The organism is Shewanella sp. CG12_big_fil_rev_8_21_14_0_65_47_15, assembly GCF_002783505.1.
Lineage (GTDB): Bacteria > Pseudomonadota > Gammaproteobacteria > Enterobacterales > Shewanellaceae > Shewanella.
In genome coordinates this window covers 150,580-167,505 of sequence record NZ_PFGL01000001.1, presented here as the reverse complement: position 1 = coordinate 167,505, position 16,926 = coordinate 150,580, and the positions used below count along the sequence as shown (strand labels likewise).

Annotated in this window: 13 protein-coding genes; 10 read left to right on the top strand and 3 right to left on the bottom strand. The window is 46.6% G+C overall.

The window, feature by feature from the left end; translation table 11 throughout:
* The first annotated feature begins 94 nt into the window (after nucleotides 1–94).
* Both prlC and COW15_RS00700 read left to right on the top strand, forming a co-directional pair.
* The gene (gene prlC / locus COW15_RS00705) at nucleotides 95–2,134 is read left to right on the top strand and encodes an oligopeptidase A (RefSeq protein WP_293628776.1); all 2,040 of its coding nucleotides are present in this window, start codon (nucleotides 95–97) and stop codon (nucleotides 2,132–2,134) included.
* Between the two features lie 188 nt (nucleotides 2,135–2,322).
* The gene (locus tag COW15_RS00700; RefSeq protein WP_293628774.1) at nucleotides 2,323–2,853 is read left to right on the top strand and encodes a thioesterase family protein; all 531 of its coding nucleotides are present in this window, start codon (nucleotides 2,323–2,325) and stop codon (nucleotides 2,851–2,853) included.
* Nucleotides 2,854–2,875: 22 nt separating this feature from the next.
* On the opposite strand, the gene COW15_RS00695 is transcribed toward COW15_RS00700, so the two are convergent.
* The gene (locus tag COW15_RS00695) at nucleotides 2,876–3,523 is read right to left on the bottom strand and encodes a glutathione S-transferase family protein (RefSeq protein ID WP_293628772.1); all 648 of its coding nucleotides are present in this window, start codon (nucleotides 3,521–3,523) and stop codon (nucleotides 2,876–2,878) included.
* An 860-nt stretch (nucleotides 3,524–4,383) separates the two neighbouring features.
* Here COW15_RS00695 and COW15_RS00690 point away from each other — a divergent pair.
* The 6 genes from COW15_RS00690 to COW15_RS00665 all read left to right on the top strand — a co-directional run bounded on the left by COW15_RS00690 (nucleotide 4,384) and on the right by COW15_RS00665 (nucleotide 11,826).
* Entirely contained in the window at nucleotides 4,384–5,529 is a 1,146-nt protein-coding gene (locus tag COW15_RS00690) for an efflux RND transporter periplasmic adaptor subunit (protein WP_293628771.1), read from the top strand.
* Between the two features lie 9 nt (nucleotides 5,530–5,538).
* Entirely contained in the window at nucleotides 5,539–8,673 is a 3,135-nt protein-coding gene (locus COW15_RS00685; RefSeq protein WP_293628770.1) for an efflux RND transporter permease subunit, read from the top strand.
* A 226-nt stretch (nucleotides 8,674–8,899) separates the two neighbouring features.
* Nucleotides 8,900–9,211, top strand: coding sequence for a hypothetical protein (locus tag COW15_RS00680; protein ID WP_293628769.1), 312 nt, complete (start codon nucleotides 8,900–8,902; stop codon nucleotides 9,209–9,211).
* Nucleotides 9,212–9,439: 228 nt separating this feature from the next.
* A complete protein-coding gene (locus tag COW15_RS00675; protein ID WP_293628768.1) occupies nucleotides 9,440–10,006 on the top strand; it encodes a LemA family protein in 567 nt (188 codons plus the stop codon).
* 51 nt (nucleotides 10,007–10,057) lie between these two features.
* Entirely contained in the window at nucleotides 10,058–11,092 is a 1,035-nt protein-coding gene (locus COW15_RS00670) for a DUF3137 domain-containing protein (RefSeq protein WP_293628767.1), read from the top strand.
* Nucleotides 11,092–11,826 carry a lytic transglycosylase domain-containing protein gene (locus tag COW15_RS00665; RefSeq protein WP_293628765.1) on the top strand — a complete coding sequence of 245 codons (735 nt, stop codon included), beginning with the start codon at nucleotides 11,092–11,094 and terminating at the stop codon, nucleotides 11,824–11,826. Before COW15_RS00670 ends, COW15_RS00665 begins: the two co-directional genes overlap by 1 nt.
* A 96-nt stretch (nucleotides 11,827–11,922) precedes the next feature.
* On the opposite strand, the gene rlmJ is transcribed toward COW15_RS00665, so the two are convergent.
* Entirely contained in the window at nucleotides 11,923–12,768 is an 846-nt protein-coding gene (gene rlmJ / locus COW15_RS00660) for a 23S rRNA (adenine(2030)-N(6))-methyltransferase RlmJ (RefSeq protein WP_293628763.1), read from the bottom strand.
* A 92-nt stretch (nucleotides 12,769–12,860) separates the two neighbouring features.
* Nucleotides 12,861–15,125: a bifunctional diguanylate cyclase/phosphodiesterase gene (locus COW15_RS00655; RefSeq protein WP_293628761.1), complete on the bottom strand. Its 2,265-nt coding sequence runs from the start codon at nucleotides 15,123–15,125 to the stop codon at nucleotides 12,861–12,863.
* A 262-nt stretch (nucleotides 15,126–15,387) separates the two neighbouring features.
* Here COW15_RS00655 and COW15_RS00650 point away from each other — a divergent pair, with 262 nt between their 5' ends.
* A complete protein-coding gene (locus COW15_RS00650) occupies nucleotides 15,388–16,134 on the top strand; it encodes a class I SAM-dependent methyltransferase (RefSeq protein ID WP_293628759.1) in 747 nt (248 codons plus the stop codon).
* A 119-nt stretch (nucleotides 16,135–16,253) separates the two neighbouring features.
* On the top strand, nucleotides 16,254–16,826 hold the full coding sequence (locus COW15_RS00645) for a hypothetical protein (RefSeq protein ID WP_293628758.1): 573 nt from the start codon (nucleotides 16,254–16,256) through the stop codon (nucleotides 16,824–16,826).
* Nucleotides 16,827–16,926: the final 100 nt, after the last annotated feature.

Here is a 16,926-nt window from a genome sequence, read left to right as displayed (position 1 = left end):
GGCAGCCAACCGAAGGAGGTAATCGGTTTTCTCGCCTTGATAAATAGCACATTAGCCCTTATCTATAAGTGACACAGATTGTAGAGGAATCACTATGAGCAACCCTTTGCTTAGCGGCGCAAAATTACCCCTTTTTTCACAGATCAAACCGGAACATATTCAAGTCGCCGTTGAGCATGCCCTTGCTCAGTGCCGCGCTAAGATTGATGAAGTGCTACAACACCAAGGTCCCTACACTTGGGAGAATTTAGTCGCACCACTCGAACAGGTCGACGACGAGCTGAGTCAAATTTGGTCGCCAGTTTCCCATATGAATTCAGTGACTAGCACAGATGAGTGGCGTGCCGCCCACGATGCTTGCTTGCCGTTATTGTCGGAATACGGCACTTACGTTGGTCAACACCAAGGTTTATATCAAGCCTATAAGGCCCTGCGTGCATCGGATGAGTTTGCACACTTGAGCCAAGCCCAGCAGAAGGTGATTGAGCACAGCCTGCGCGATTTTGAACTCTCGGGCATTGGCTTAGACGATGCGCAAAAAATGCGTTATGGCGAAATCGTAAAGCGCCTCTCTGAACTCACCAGTGGTTTTTCGAACCAATTACTGGATGCGACCCAAGCCTGGACTAAGTTGATCACCGATGAAGCCGAGCTTGCGGGTCTGCCCGATTCCGCTAAAGCCGCCGCTAAGGCGATGGCCGAGGCCCGTGAATTAGAGGGTTGGTTATTTACCTTAGACTTCCCCTCTTATTTACCCGTGATGACCTACAGTGAAAACCGCAGTCTCCGTGAAGAGTGTTACCGCGCCTTCGTGACCCGCGCCTCGGATCAAGGCCCGAATGCCGGCGAGTTTGATAACAGCCCGCTGATGGATGAAATCCTCGCGTTGCGCCATGAATTGGCATTGTTACTGGGTTTTGATAGCTTTGCCGAAAAATCCCTCGCCACCAAAATGGCCGAAACGCCGGCGCAGGTGATGGCTTTCTTAAATGAATTAGCGCTGCGATCTAAGGATCAAGCCAAGGCGGAATTGGCCGAGTTAAAAGCCTTTGCCGAGGCGCAATACGGCGTCACTGAAATGGCCTCTTGGGACTTAAGTTTCTACGCCGAGAAGTTGCAACATCATAAGTATGAGATTTCGCAGGAAATTCTGCGCCCGTACTTCCCCGAAGATAAAGTGCTCTCGGGTTTGTTCTATACAGTATCGCGTTTGTTCGGCCTTAAGATTGTCGAGCAAAAAGACTTTGACCGTTGGCACAAGGACGTTCGCTTCTTCGATATTCATGACGAAACCGGTGAACATAGGGGCAGTTTCTACCTCGACTTATATGCCCGCACGGGTAAACGTGGCGGCGCTTGGATGGATGACTGCCGTGTGCGCCGTCAAACCGCCAATGGATTGCAAAAGCCTGTGGCCTATTTGACCTGTAACTTTAATGGTCCGGTCGATGGCAAACCTGCACTGTTTACCCACGATGAAGTCACGACCCTATTCCACGAATTTGGCCATGGCATTCACCATATGCTGACCAAAATCGATGTTGCAGGCGTGTCGGGGATTAATGGTGTGCCTTGGGATGCGGTCGAGTTACCGAGCCAATTTATGGAAAACTGGTGTTGGCAGGAAGAAGCCTTAGCCGAAATTTCTGGTCACTTCGAAACGGGTGAACCATTACCAAAAGCCTTGTTAGATAAGATGTTGGCGGCGAAAAACTTCCAATCTGGCATGATGATGCTGCGCCAACTCGAGTTCTCCTTGTTCGATTTTAGAATGCACCACGAATACGACCCCGCAAAAGGCGCGCGTATTCAAGAAACCTTAGACGAAGTGCGTCGTCAGGTGGCCGTATTAACGCCGCCGGACTTTAACCGTTTCCAACATGGGTTTGCCCACATTTTTGCGGGCGGTTATGCCGCGGGTTATTACAGTTACAAATGGGCTGAAGTGCTGTCGGCGGATGCGTTTTCTCGCTTCGAGGAGGAGGGGATTTTCAACCCAGAAACGGGCCGTCGCTTCCTGCACAATATCCTCGAAATGGGTGGCTCGGCCGAACCTATGGACTTGTTCAAACAGTTTATGGGACGCGAGCCGAATATCGATGCTCTGCTAAGACACTCAGGCATTGCGGCCTAATCAGGCTAGATAAGCTATTGTTAATTATCATAAACCAGCCCAGCGTATCGGGCTGATTATCTCGGGTTAGTGAGCTTAACCAAACGATAGAAAGGCGCCATCCGGCGCCTTTTTTGTGACCTAGATCCCGCTTGTTATCTGGTATGACCTCTGTTAGCCTGTGGCTCTTATTTTAAGGGCGACTGGTTATGAATCTGTATTTTCGTTTGTTTTGGTTATTATTTTGGCGCACGCGCCACTGCCGTAAGATCGATTTTCTCGGAACAAGCCGTATCACCTATCGGGCGTTACCGAGCGATTGCGATATCAATTTCCATCTGACTAATTCCCGCTATCCCGCATTTATGGATCTGGCGCGGACTTATATGTTGGCCGAGATGGGCCTGCTAAAACGTTTCTTAAAGTTGAAGTGGATGCCGATAGTTAACGCCGCCGAATTTACCTATATTCGTGATATCAAGCCGTTAAAAACCTTTGAAATTAAAACCAAAGTCGTTGGCTGGGATGAGAAATATTTCTATATTGAACAACGCTTTGTGAGCGAACGTGGCCTACATTGTATCGTGCATGTGCGCGGCGTATTTGTGTGCAAAGGTAAGCAAGTGCCGCTCGATGTGTTAGTGAAAGAGGCGGGTTATACCGATGCTGCACCTGAACTGCCGCCAGAAGTCGTAAAGTGGAAAGCGTTCCTACAGTTGAAGAAAGAGCGCAATATGTGATGCCAGTGGAGCATAGCTTAGGCTAAGGTATGCTCCTCAAGCCTGTATCTTCCTCCATCTCTGCGAGTAACACTTCTTCAAGCACCAACATCCAAGCCCCACGCAGTTGTGCCTGCTGCCAGTAACGGACTAGTTCATCTAAGTCCAATAGATTTAAGTGTTTAAAACTATAACTTAAGCAAGGGATTAACGCGCAGTCGGCCAAGGTAAAGCTATCGCCACAAATCCAATGGTTTTGACCTAAATGCGTATCTAAGCGTTGAAATTGCGTGAGCATTTGCTTCTCAATTTGTTTGATTTCAAACTCACGCATCTCGTCGGTATGCTTTAGTTTTTCTAATTGAAACAAAGGATTATTAATATCGTTATCGATAATCCGGTCGTATAATCTCACCTGCAGGTTGCGCTGTGATTCCCGAGGGAGAAGCTGAGTACCGTGGGTAAAATGCCTGTCTAAATACTCGATGATAATGCTGGATTCGGGGATTAATGTGCCATCTTGTGTTTTAAGCAGGGGCAGTTTAGCGGGTGGATAAAAATGCTGGAACGCTTTTCTCGGTAATGGATCGCGTAAATCAGTGATACGTGGGTAGAAATTTGCTTGTTTTTCATAGAGCGCGATCAGCACTTTCTGTGAATAACGCGATAATGGATGATAAAAAAGCTCCATAGACACTAACTCCAGTTCCAACTCCAACCCTGTTTTTTACTGACCTTACGCCTTAACTTTAGTCGTTATCAAGACGATTGTTGTAGGCATTTTCCCAAAAAATATTTGCGAGTCGATGTGACCGCACCTCAGTTATTGAAGGTTCCAGTCTGCCCCGCCCAATTCACTGGGCTTATCAATAAGAGGGGCGTCTTAATTTCTACATTAAGCTAGGTAAATTGAATCTTGCTACAAAAGTAAATGGTGGGTTGCTACCATAGGGTATAAACCCATTATAAAAAATGAATCGAGCGGTTTTCATTGCGATGCCGGGATACTAGCCATTATTCCAATAATAGAAGTGCGATTTATGGGAATATGGGTTTCATTTAATGGGGCATAAAAGCCTGTTGCAAATTTGCCCTACATTGGGCTTACCACTAAAATGGCTGGTTCGAAGGTTTTAGTTGAAAGTACATGCGTGATTGCTTATTAAACCCTTATCGAGACAGACAAATTAATACCGTCTGTTGCTGCTTAAGGGCCATCGATAAGCGTTTATTTACTGTGTCATGAGTCGAATGGAACAAATTTGCAACATTCTAACGATAGAGTCGGCTGTTAATATGCTTTAGATTCTATATTTCTAACAACCTTTTCGATTGTTCACATACTGTTTAAATGGAATAACAATTGATTGAATTTAGTATTACTCGAAGGGTAAATATTTTCATTAGTTTACACTTTAGTTGGCTAATCTTCCTTGTTGATCCTAATAGGGTGTGCGATAAATAACGGATTTGATTTTAGTTACAATTACGGCCATATCAGCACAAATAAGTGTGTTGATATGTAGGTCGTTCATCTTTGAAGGAGTTCTCATGCGGCAGACAATTAAACTTGCCTCAGTTATAAGTGTGGCGTTATGGATGGCAGCTTGCAGTCCCCAAGAGGAAAAAGCCCATGCAGGTACTGGGTCGCAGAGCATGGAAGTGGGAATTCTGAATATTGTTGCTAAGCCACAGGTGATTCAGGTGGAGTTACCGGGGCGGAGTAAGGCTTTCCTCGAGGCAGAGGTTCGCCCACAGGTGAGCGGTATTATCACTAAACGTAGCTTCGCTGAAGGCGGTACTGTTAAACAGGGCGAGTCATTGTATCAAATTGATTCTGCTACTTATAAGGCAGCACTCGTGAGCGCGAATGCGGATTTAGCCAGAGCAAATGCGAGTTTAGCATCGGCAAAAGCTAAGGCGTCCCGTTACCAGCAACTGGTTAAAACCAACGCCATCAGTAAGCAGGACTTCGATGAAGCAGAAGCGGCTTATAAAGAAGCGCTGGCGAGCGTGACTGTGGCGGAAGCGGCGATCAATACGGCGAAAATCAATCTGCAATATACCGAAGTATTAGCACCTATTTCTGGTCGTATCGGTAAGTCGAGTGTGACTGCCGGTGCACTGGTAACGGCAAACCAGAGTCAGACCTTGGCCACGATTCAACAGCTTGATCCCATCAATGTGGATATCGCGCAATCGAGCGTCCAATTATTACGCCTTAAAGCCAAGCTAAAGCAGGGTCAGTTGCTGGCAGGGGATAACGCCGATGTGCAGTTATTACTCGAGGACGGTTCTGTTTATGCTTACCCAGGCAAGTTGCAATTTGCGGAGGTGAGCGTAGATGAAAATACCGGGTCGGTGATCCTGCGTGCCGAGTTCCCTAACCCTGAAGGTATCCTATTACCGGGTATGTATGTCCGCGCTATGTTGAATGCGGGGACCGATCCCCAGGCTATTATGATCCCGCAAAAGGCCATTACCCGTAACTCTAAGGGTGAAGCTGTGGCTATGGTTGTCAATGATCAGGGTCTAGTGGAAGCGAGAACTGTGACTACTGCGGAAGTGGTCGATCATCAGTGGCGCATTACTGCGGGCCTTGCTGTGGGTGATAAGTTGATTGTGGAAGGATTGCAAAAAATCCGTCCAGGTGCGCCTGTAACCCCGAAAGTTATTTCTGAAACGCAAGCACAATAGGGCATAGCTATGGCACGTTTTTTTATTGATCGCCCCATCTTTGCGTGGGTGATCGCCTTAATTATTATGCTGGCAGGGGTGTTATCTATCCTTGGGTTGCCAGTATCCCAGTATCCTAGCATTGCTCCACCAACCGTGGTGATCAGTGCTAACTACCCTGGTGCATCCGCTAAAATTGTCGAAGACTCAGTGACGCAGGTGATTGAGCAGCGCATGAAGGGGATTGACCATTTACGTTATATCGCCTCCACCAGTGATAGTTTTGGTAATGCTGAAATCACTTTGACTTTCAATGCCGAAGCCGATCCGGATATTGCACAGGTACAAGTACAGAACAAATTACAGGGTGCAATGACCCTATTGCCCCAGGAAGTTCAGGCCCAGGGGGTTAACGTTAACAAGTCGAGTTCTGGCTTCTTAATGGTACTAGGCTTTGTCTCTAGCGATGGTTCATTGGGTAAAAACGACATTTCGGATTACGTTGGTTCTAACGTTCAAGATCCGATGAGCCGAGTGTCTGGTGTGGGGGAAATCCAATTATTTGGTGCGCAGTACGCGATGCGCATATGGTTAGATCCATTAAAACTAACCCAATATAACCTGACCAGCCTAGATGTTATCTCTGCCATCCGTTCGCAAAACGCGCAGGTGTCGGCGGGACAATTAGGTGGCACTCCATCAATACAGGGCCAGGAACTGAATGCGACAGTGTCGGCGCAGAGTCGCTTACAAACACCGGAAGAGTTTCGCAAGATCATCCTTAAATCGGATACATCGGGTGCGAACGTATTCTTAGGTGATGTGGCACGCGTCGAGTTAGGTTCCGAAAGCTATGCCGTGGTCTCTCTATACAATGGAAAACCTGCCACAGGTTTAGCAATCAAGCTGGCGACGGGGGCAAACGCCCTCGATACGGCCGCCGCCGTACGGGCAAAAATCGATGAGATGCAACCCTTCTTCCCCCAGGGCTTAGAAGTCGTTTATCCCTACGATACAACGCCTTTCGTGGAACAATCGATTGAGGGCGTGGTGCACACTCTGCTTGAGGCTATCGTGCTGGTGTTTGTTATCATGTACCTCTTCCTGCAGAACTTCCGTGCAACTTTGATCCCGACTATCGCGGTACCTGTGGTACTGCTGGGGACATTTGCGATCCTATCTGCGACGGGTTTCTCGATTAACACACTCACCATGTTCGCCATGGTACTCGCCATCGGTTTGTTGGTGGACGATGCGATTGTGGTGGTGGAAAACGTCGAGCGGGTCATGTCCGAGGAGGGCTTGAGCCCACTCGAGGCGACGCGTAAGTCGATGGACCAAATTACTGGCGCTTTAGTGGGTATCGGCTTGACGCTGTCGGCCGTATTCGTACCTATGGCCTTTATGTCGGGTTCAACCGGGGTGATTTACCGCCAGTTCTCTATCACTATTGTGTCTGCGATGGCGTTATCGGTATTGGTGGCCTTGATTTTAACGCCAGCACTCTGTGCGACCATGTTAAAACCCCTCAAGAAGGGCCATGGCCATATTGAAACGGGTTTCTTTGGCTGGTTTAACCGTAGTTTTGACAGGCTAACCAATCGTTATGAGTCAAGCGTTGCAGGGATCATTAAGCGCGGCTTTAGGGTCATGATGATTTATGTTGTGCTTGTCATTGCCGTGGGCTGGATCTTTGTCCGTATGCCTACCGCATTCTTACCCGATGAAGACCAAGGTATTTTATTCACCCAGGCCATTTTACCGACAAACTCAACCCAAGAAAGCACACTGAAAGTGTTAGAGAAAGTCTCTGATCACTTTATGGCTGAGGAAGGTGTGAGATCGGTATTTAGCGTGGCGGGCTTCAGTTTTGCGGGCCAAGGGCAAAACATGGGTATCGCGTTCGTTGGTTTGAAGGACTGGTCGGAGCGTGAAGCGCCAGGCATGGATGTGCAGTCTATCGCGGGCCGTGCTATGGGCGTATTCAGCCAAATGAAGGAGGCCTTTGTGTTTGCCTTCGTACCGCCAGCGGTGATCGAGTTAGGTACGGCGAACGGTTTCGACATGTACCTACAGGATAAAAACGGTCAAGGTCACGACAAGTTACTCGCGGCGCGTAATCAAATGCTGGGCATGGCGGCACAAAATCCCAACCTTGTGGGTGTTCGCCCTAACGGCCAGGAAGATGCGCCAATTTATCAATTACATGTTGATCATGCGAAGTTGAGCGCACTCGGTGTTGAAATTGCTAACGTGAACAGCGTATTAGCAACGGCTTGGGGTGGTTCCTATGTGAACGACTTTATTGACCGTGGCCGCGTGAAGAAAGTATATGTACAAGGTGATGCCCAGTATCGTATGCAACCGGGTGATTTAGATACTTGGTACGTGCGTAACAACAAGGGTGATATGGTGCCTTTCTCTGCCTTCGCCACTGGTACATGGGAATATGGTTCTCCCCGTTTAGAGCGTTTCAACGGCTTGCCAGCCATGAATATTCAAGGGGCAACTGCGCCAGGGTTCAGTACCGGTGCGGCGATGAACATTATGGAAGACTTAGCTAAGCAGCTTCCCCCTGGCTTTGGTGTCGAGTGGAACGGCCTATCGTACGAGGAGCGTCTATCGGGTAACCAAGCGCCTGCCTTGTATGCCCTGTCGATCTTAGTAGTCTTCTTAGTGCTGGCAGCACTGTATGAGAGTTGGTCTGTGCCATTTGCGGTTGTGCTTGTGGTTCCGCTCGGGATTATCGGTGCCTTAATTGCCATGAATGGGCGCGGCCTGCCTAACGATGTGTTCTTCCAAGTGGGTCTATTAACCACTGTCGGCTTAGCGACTAAGAATGCCATCTTGATCGTGGAATTCGCCAAAGAGTACTACGAGAAAGGTTCGGGCTTGATTGAGGCGACTCTGCATGCGGTACGTGTGCGTTTACGCCCCATTTTGATGACGTCCCTCGCCTTTGGTTTAGGTGTGGTTCCCTTAGCCATCAGTACGGGTGTGGGCTCTGGTAGTCAAAACGCCATTGGTACAGGCGTGCTCGGCGGCATGATGAGTTCAACCTTCTTAGGTATCTTCTTCGTGCCGCTGTTCTTTGTGATCGTAGAGCGGATCTTTAGTAAGCGAGAGCGAAAAGCGAAACAACAAAAGTCGACATCGGCGGAATAAGCTAAATCCTATCAAATCTAAGTCCTACAAATGTAGGGCTTTTTTATGTCTATTTCGTTACAAGGATGGATAGGAAGTCTGAGTTAAGTTGGGCATATTGATAAGTGGCGTGCTATTTGGTTGGACTCTTTGGATGCAGTTAAATTATAGAAGAGATAAACTGCGCGGCAAATATCAATCATAATCAGTGTTGTACTAACAGTATTGGAGTGAAATGGTGTCATCGATGGCAAGCCTTGCGACCAAGCAACTTATCGTGGGAATAATATGCCACACCATAGCGCTGGGAATATTAGCCTATGGCGTATATGCGTTTTATTGGCAGATGTTAGTGCCGCCCGAATTAATCCGCAGCATCGCCGTAGCCGTGTTTTTTATGGGGATGGGGCTCGAACCTAAGATGTTTTTCACGCCGCTTAACCAAGTCCTATTGCAAACCGAGGAGAAGACGATAAGGGCAAAAGTGCAGGCCTTAGTATTTAATCTCGGGGTTTTTCTGTTTATCTGTAGCTTTTTAATGGAATGGTTATATGACTAAGGCGTGCCGATACATTCCCTAGCAATATAAGTAAAAAAAATGGACTCTCGAGGAGTCCAGTATTCACGAGCAAAATTTGGTTGCTCTAATGTTGTGCGAGCTAACGATAAACAACCTTTGCTGTACTGGAGCTGAATATTGAAGGATTTCTATCCTTTAGATGAAATTCTTGCCTATTTATGATTAGCTGTAGCCATTAAAAACAACAATAAGCACTAAGGATGGAAGATGGACAAACTGTTATTGGGATTAGCGCTGATTTTTATCGTGACCTATCTTTGGTACGTCAGCCTAGTCAAAAAGCGCAATACCGCCCTTGAGGCGTTATCGGGTATCGATGTGCAGCTCGCTAAGCGCGCCGATCTGGTGCCCAATATCCTTAAAATCGCCAAACGATTTATGGATCATGAAAAGTCATTACTCACAGAGATCACTGAGTTGCGTGCGCAATTCACCCGCAGTTACAACAAAACTGACCCTAGTGCCGTCAAAGATCATATCGCCCAAGCCGAGCAACTGAACAGTAAAATGGGCGCGCTGATGGTCAGTGTGGAAAATTACCCCGAACTTAAATCCGACAATACTATGTTAGAGGCGATGCAGACCTACAACGAGGTGGAAGCCCATATTTCCGCCGCTAGACGTTTTTACAATTCGGCCGTTGCCGAGCTGAATACGGCGGTTGAAATTTTTCCTGGGTCGATCATCGCTTCCATGGCGAGCATCAAAGTGATGCCATTCTATGAGGTGGATGAGGCCTCCAAGGCACCTATCGATGCCGCTGATTATCTCTAACCTCTTCTTTTTTGTTACCGGGTGCTATGCCCTGCAAAAAGGGCGATATAAATGAATATATTGTCCTTTCTCTTAGGTCGTCCGATTAAAGCTCAGCGGCAGCCCTCTGCGTTGTCTGCGGATTCAACCGAGTTACCGCAATTGGAAGCCTATTATCAGGCGCACCTTGCGCCCATAGCCATGGGATATGAGACTAAGCGAGTCGCTTGCCTAAAGGCCACTCGCAAACGCCTATATTTGAGTTTGCTGATTGTCTTAGGTTTTGTCTTATTGGCTATGGTGGGGTGGAGTCGTGGCCTTTTTCTGTTTCCTCTGCCGTTGCTGGCATTATTGGGCCTAAGCCTATGGAGTTTTACTCCCACTCGACAATTTAAACGTCAGGTGCAACAGGAAATTTACCCCATCATGTGTAAGTTCTTTGGTGATGACTTTATCTATAACCGCGAGATGCGCGTCGATATGCATCGGCTCTCGGCGGCGAAAGTCTTGCCCAATTACGACAAAGTGAGTTTCGGTGACTATATTCACGGCCAATATAAAGGGGTAGAACTTATCGTCAATGAGCTTACCCTGACTAAGGATGTGAAGGTCGAAGAGTTGGATATCAGTACCAATAGGCGCAGAACCGTGACGCGAACGGAAACTCGATTCCGCGGACTAGTCGTGGAGTTGAGCAGCCATAAGACCTTTATGGGTCATACTGTCGTGCTCAGGGATCGTGGTGGGTTAGCCAACTTTTTTTCCGACAGCCATGCAGGACTTGAGCGCGTAAAACTCGAAGATCCCTTGTTTGAAAAGGAGTTTGATGTCTTTTCTACGGATCAAGTTGAGTCACGCTATTTGCTCAATACGGCATTTATGGCGCGTTTACTGGAGCTTGCCAAACATTTTAACGGCGAGATCCAATGCGCTTTCTTCAGAAGTAAGTTGATTATGTTCCTGCCGAATCGCCGAACCCATTTTCAAATGCAGTCTATTTTCCATGGCGCGAGTTTTTCAGCAGAATTTAGCCAGTTAAACCGTGAGATGAAGCAACTCTTTGCTATTATTGAAGTACTTAAACTTAATCAACACACGGGGCTTTAATGTCGTTCACTCGTCCACTGCATACGCGTGCGCCACTCACACTACCTCGTCAACTCGGGCTTAGCCTGTGGGTGATCTTGTTTTTGATGATGCCGAGTGTCTACGCGGAGGAAAGCGTGGCTAAACCTAAACCTCGTATCGTGGCGCGTTATTCCGACACTGGTATCGCCAGCAGTGAAGGGCAGGAGAAAGTTAAAGTTTATCAATATAAACAGGCCAATGGGGTCACAGTTTTTACCGATAAAGCCCCGAGTAACAGCCAATATCAGATATTACTGTTCGACTGTTTTGCCTGTCGTCCCGACTCCACTATCGATTGGAATCGTATCCGGTTATTTACCCAGAATTATGACGCTTTGATCTCCAATGCGGCCCATAAACATCAACTAGAACCCGCCTTAATTCGCGCTGTGATCCATGCCGAGTCAGCCTTCAATGCCAAAGCCTTGTCCCGTACCGGTGCTATGGGATTGATGCAATTGATGCCTGAAACGGCCAAAGAAATGGGGGTGACGAACGCGTTTCTTCCAGAGGAAAATATTTTAGGTGGCAGTAAGTATTTGGCACAAATGCTAAAACAGTTTAATGGTGATATTGCATTAGCCTGTGCCGCCTATAATGCGGGACCCACAACCGTCACCCAATACAAGGGGGTTCCCCCCTATCCTGAAACCCTAGCCTATGTTGAGCGGGTGCAAATTCTGCTAAAACGTTACCGCAGCACTAAGGTATAGGATTCGCTGCCACCACAGATTTTGAGCTTCAAAAATAAAAGCAGCGAACCCTTAGGGTATTTGCTGCTCTATGCAATGGCTTAATCGTAAACCTGCCTATTCGCCGACTTCCCATTTGACTGTGACGTTACCGCCCGCTTGGCCTAGGGTTTTTCCGAGATAGTCGATTAATTCGGTTGCAATTTCATCCAGTTGCCAAGGTGGATTGATGATCCATAATCCCGCCGCTGTCATGCCAAATTCGTCGGAGTCGGGTTTAATGGCCTGCTCAATTCTAAGCTGACGCTTAATGCCACTGTTGGCGAGGCGCGATAACATGCCCTCGGTCTGGGCGCGGTTTACCACCGGATACCACAGGATAAACACTCCAGTAGCGAAACGTTTGTGCGCTTTAATCAGAGTTTCGGCGACATCTTGATAATCGGTTTTCATCTCATAGCTAGGATCGACTAGCACTAAGGCGCGGCGCTCTAACGGTGGTACTGCGGCAATCAGCCCTTTTAACCCATCGCCCTTAATAACTTTAACTTGCTTATCTTGTTCGAAATATTCGTCCAGCAGCAGATGATCGGTACCGTGCAATTCGTGCAGCAGCATACGATCCTTTGGCCCCAGCTCCATATCGATAATGGCGGGAGATCCTGGGTAGAAGTTGAGTTCTTCAGGATTGTCTTCATTAAAGTGACGCACCGCAGCGACATAATCCTGCAGCGATTTTGGTAGATCGGTTTTATCCCAGAGCTTAGCTACACCTTCGAGGTACTCGCCCGTCTTCTGGGCAAACTCATCCGTTAACGCGTAACCACCCGCACCCGCATGGGTGTCGATATACACGAGTGGTTTGTCTTTCTTATGCATTAACTGCAGGGTTTGCAGCAAAATAGCGTGTTTCAGCACATCGGCATAATTGCCGGCGTGATAACCGTGGCGGTAACTTAACATGGGGGATCCTAGTTATTTGCAAACAAAGCAAAGGGAGGCAAATGCATATCGGCAATTATACCTAGGATGCGCTAATGCGTAAAATTAATGCCTCAGTTAGCATGTTTTTTATGGGTGAGCCAGTGTGTGGGGGTTTGCAGTTGAAATGTTTTTAGCCAAAGCGCGGCGGGCGCCGGTTTACCAAATAGATAGCCTTGAAACTGTTCACACCCAAGTGCGGTGAGTTGCAATAATTGAGTTTCGGTTTCGATCCCCTCTGCAATAACATTCAGTTTTAAACTTTTTGCTAACAGAATTGCGGCGTTAACAATTTGAGTGTGACGCTCGCTAATGCCCAGTTGGCTAACGAAGTAACGGTCGATTTTAATCGTGTCGGCACTGATATCTATGAGCTGACTCAATGAAGCATGGCCAGTGCCAAAATCATCAATCGCAATGGATACACCCATGCGAGCTAAGGTGTTTAGGCGACGGCCTGTTTCTTTGTGGGTTGAAAATACAGAGGTTTCGGTAATTTCAATTTCTAGTAATGGGATAAGCTCGGGATGATTCATATAGGTCTGGATCAAGACTTTAAAGAAGCGATCCGACAGAATATCTTGCCCCGATAGATTGAAGGCGATCGTGACCATAGGGACATTTTTCGGCCAAGAACGGATCAATTGGAGTAACTGTCTAAACACTTTTACCGCAAAAATCGCCTGTAATTGCGATGATTCTATGATGGGGATAAACGTGCTGGGCATGATCATACTGCCGTCTTTATCGAACATTCTGGCGAGTGCTTCAAAGCTAATGATATGGCCATCCGCCATCACTTTAGGTTGTAACCACATTTCGAGTCGGTTGTGTTTTAACGCGTCGCGGATTTTGACTTCTTGGGATGATGCTTCTAATAAATTATTAATTAAACCAACGTAGTACACTATGACAGGGTTAGCTTGGGTAGTTTGTTTTATGGCAATTAAGCATTGCTCGGCAGCCTGTTGCGGTGCCGATTTATTACCCGAACAGCAACCAACTCTATATTCGAGATGATATTCAATTTGCTGTTCTTGCTTTAGTTTTAGGCTAGTTGGAATGTGCTGACGTAATTGTTGCGCTAGGTTTTCGGGGGAGATCAGCGGCAGGCTAGTAAACTCGAGTGCAAGCGATACTCCCCTGAAGCGGTATATTTTTGCCTGATGGCCGAAGCGTTCTTTGAGCTCAATCGCAAAGGCTTTTAGGATGGCATCGCCGACGCTTATCCCAAAGGCGGTATTGATTTGACTCAGATTATCAATTTTAACCAAGGCGACGGTCATTTTTTGATGGATCGCGCTTGGGGCAGGATTATACCAGTGGTTTTCGTTTGGCAACCCAGTCACTAAATCATAAAAATGTGTGCTGATATGGTGTTTTTTGAGCCGACTTAATTCAAGCGCATGGTTTGTTTGTGCCGTGATATCGTGGCAGTGAAACAACAAAGTATCATGGTGCTCCAATGAGGCTTTTTGCAGTAGATATCGACTGTTTTCATTGTTTTTCAAACGGGTCTGAAATGACGCCGCCAGTAAATTCACGCTGGTATCTTCGGTCAGTTCAAAAATATCACATAGGCGAGTGCTGTTGAGGGTGACCTTGGCTGTAATGTCCTTCGCCGCATTATTCAGATTGAGAATTACCCCCTCCTCATTGCAGAAGAAAGAAGCAGTACCATTATTGTCAAAGATTTCAGCATATTGATCTAAGGAGCGTTGCAGCGCGTTTTGATGCTGGATCATCTGCTGTGCATGGACTTTCTGGGTTTTTAACAGGCGCATCGCCGATAAGGGAATACAGATATTAAAAAACATAAATAGCAACCCGTTGAGATAAGCGTGGGTCGCGGGCAGGCTGATATCAATATCGATAATAGGGGGAAGATTTTGGTTACGCAGCAGCAATAAAAAAGGTAATACATTGAAACACATCATAGCGAAGGCTGCTTTCCTGCTAAAGAGGAAAAGTGCCATTAACGGCAGCGTATACAGGAAAGTAATGCCTGCCTGCGATAGGTTAAAGTCGGGAATAAACAACAGCATAGATAAACAGGCCGCGATCACCATTGCCAGCAAACTGATTGAACTGGCAAGTAAATATTTGCGCGTAAACCATAAAGACAAAAACAGTACTACTAAAAAACTGGCCGTAATGCTGATAACAAAAGTGAGGTTTAATTCATAGGCAATGAATGAGCTATGCAGCACTATGCTAGTGGTCAGCATCGCACCACTGAGCAGAATAATCCGCAATAAACTGGTTTTTAATATCGTTCTATCGGGATTTAAAAAGTCTTGCTCCCTGATAAACAAAAAACCTTTCAGCCATTGAAGCAAAAAAATTCCTTATCCCATACGGAAGTCACACAGGTTGACTGGGGATATAACATATAACATAAATCAATAAACTGTTATACAAATAGATTACTATCTTTATAAATCAGTACATTACAGTGTGATATTCGTCTTCTTCTTTAAGGGGGGGCTTAGACAAATTAACTAAAGCAGTGATGCTTTCGGTGATGTGATTTGCTTGCATATTCATAAATGAGATTTTTAGGCATAATGACCATCATTTTCGTTGGTTTGAAGACAGCCTGTGACCCCGATTTTTTTTAATCAGCAATACCCAACACTTGTGGATATTTGTGCCCGCTGGCAGCTCGTGTTTGATGCGAATGCAGCATTTGAATTGCGTTTTGAGTCAGACACTTTGACTCTGCATAAGCGGGATGAACCTAAGCTCGATGGTATTATGGTGGACTTTGTGACTGGCGCCGTTGCCCATAGGCGCAAGTTTGGTGGCGGTCGTGGTCAGTCGATTGCTAAGGCTGTTGGGTTAAAGCAGGGCGTTACGCCAAAAGTGGTCGATGGCACTGCGGGTCTAGGCCGCGATGCCTTTGTACTCGCAAGCTTAGGCTGCAGTGTGACTATGGTGGAGCGCCATCCTGTGGTGGCCGCATTATTGGAAGACGGCCTGCGCCGCGCCTATCAAGATGCGGAAATCGGCGACTGGATGCGTGAACGTATGCAGCTTTTCCATGGTTCAAGCCTCGAGGCTCTTGCTAAGCTGGAGCAAGAAGTTGATGTGGTCTACCTCGACCCTATGTATCCCCATCGCGACAAATCAGCCTTAGTTAAAAAGGAAATGCGGGTCTTCCAAACCTTAGTCGGCGCGGATCTCGATGCCGACGGTTTGCTCGCCCCCGCCATGGCCCTAGCCAGTAAGCGCGTGGTCGTTAAGCGCCCCGATTATGCCGAAGACTTAGCAGGCATTAAGCCTAGTATGGTTATCGAGACTAAGAAAAACCGCTTCGATGTCTATATAAAATCGGCAATGAAGTAGTGAATTCCATTCGTTTTTCATTCGACTGAAATTGTTTAACTATTTGATATAAGTATTTTTGTTGTGCTTTCTTGGCGGATTGCACAACCTTATCTGTGTTTTATATAAAAGGAAATATTATGAAGTTAAAGACAATATCTGTCTTATTAATGTCCTCAGTTTTAACGGCTTGTGCAACTAGCGGTTATAAAGTTGCTTCAGGAAAAGAAACCGCCTCTCTTCGTGTGTTATCGACTGACAGTGCTAATACGTCGGTATGGATAGATAACACTGAAGGTTGTATCAAACATAATTTCATTCCAGGTGGTGAAATTGCTGTATTAGGTATGAAAGCGAATTTATTGGCAAATCGCCAAGCAGGCCGGAAAATCGGGATGCCGTTGTATCGTTCAGATGTCCATGAAAAACAACAAACTGAATTAAAAGTAGAGGCGGGAGTACCACTTTCATTCTATTTTGCCGGTGTATGGGTTGACGGCGCTAACACGCGAATTGATGGTTATGCCTATTGTGTGAAAAAAGTCAGTTTTACGCCTAAAGCTGGGGCAAGTTATGAAGCTCAGTATTTTGTGGATAAAATTAACGGAAAAGATCAGTGCACAATTAAACTGTTTGATATTGTTGAGGATAAAGGTGATTTCGTTAAGACCGAGGATCCAAACTATCAACTGATCACTGAGATCTGTAAGTAGACGTCATAAGACATTGTCTAAGGCCGAATAGTCTGATTTGGGATTCCACGAGACTGCTTGGCGCTTACCAAAGTGTGCCGCGTTTAAATGCGTTAAATAA

Bases quoted from the DNA above. Each gene is read 5' to 3' on its own strand.
- prlC (WP_293628776.1), top strand. From the start codon at position 95: ATGAGCAACCCTTTGCTTAGCGGCGCAAAATTACCCCTTTTTTCACAG.
- COW15_RS00700 (WP_293628774.1), top strand. From the start codon at position 2,323: ATGAATCTGTATTTTCGTTTGTTTTGGTTATTATTTTGGCGCACGCGC.
- COW15_RS00695 (WP_293628772.1), bottom strand. From the start codon at position 3,523: ATGGAGCTTTTTTATCATCCATTATCGCGTTATTCACAGAAAGTGCTG.
- COW15_RS00690 (WP_293628771.1), top strand. From the start codon at position 4,384: ATGCGGCAGACAATTAAACTTGCCTCAGTTATAAGTGTGGCGTTATGG.
- COW15_RS00685 (WP_293628770.1), top strand. From the start codon at position 5,539: ATGGCACGTTTTTTTATTGATCGCCCCATCTTTGCGTGGGTGATCGCC.
- COW15_RS00680 (WP_293628769.1), top strand. From the start codon at position 8,900: ATGGCAAGCCTTGCGACCAAGCAACTTATCGTGGGAATAATATGCCAC.
- COW15_RS00675 (WP_293628768.1), top strand. From the start codon at position 9,440: ATGGACAAACTGTTATTGGGATTAGCGCTGATTTTTATCGTGACCTAT.
- COW15_RS00670 (WP_293628767.1), top strand. From the start codon at position 10,058: ATGAATATATTGTCCTTTCTCTTAGGTCGTCCGATTAAAGCTCAGCGG.
- COW15_RS00665 (WP_293628765.1), top strand. From the start codon at position 11,092: ATGTCGTTCACTCGTCCACTGCATACGCGTGCGCCACTCACACTACCT.
- rlmJ (WP_293628763.1), bottom strand. From the start codon at position 12,768: ATGTTAAGTTACCGCCACGGTTATCACGCCGGCAATTATGCCGATGTG.
- COW15_RS00645 (WP_293628758.1), top strand. From the start codon at position 16,254: ATGAAGTTAAAGACAATATCTGTCTTATTAATGTCCTCAGTTTTAACG.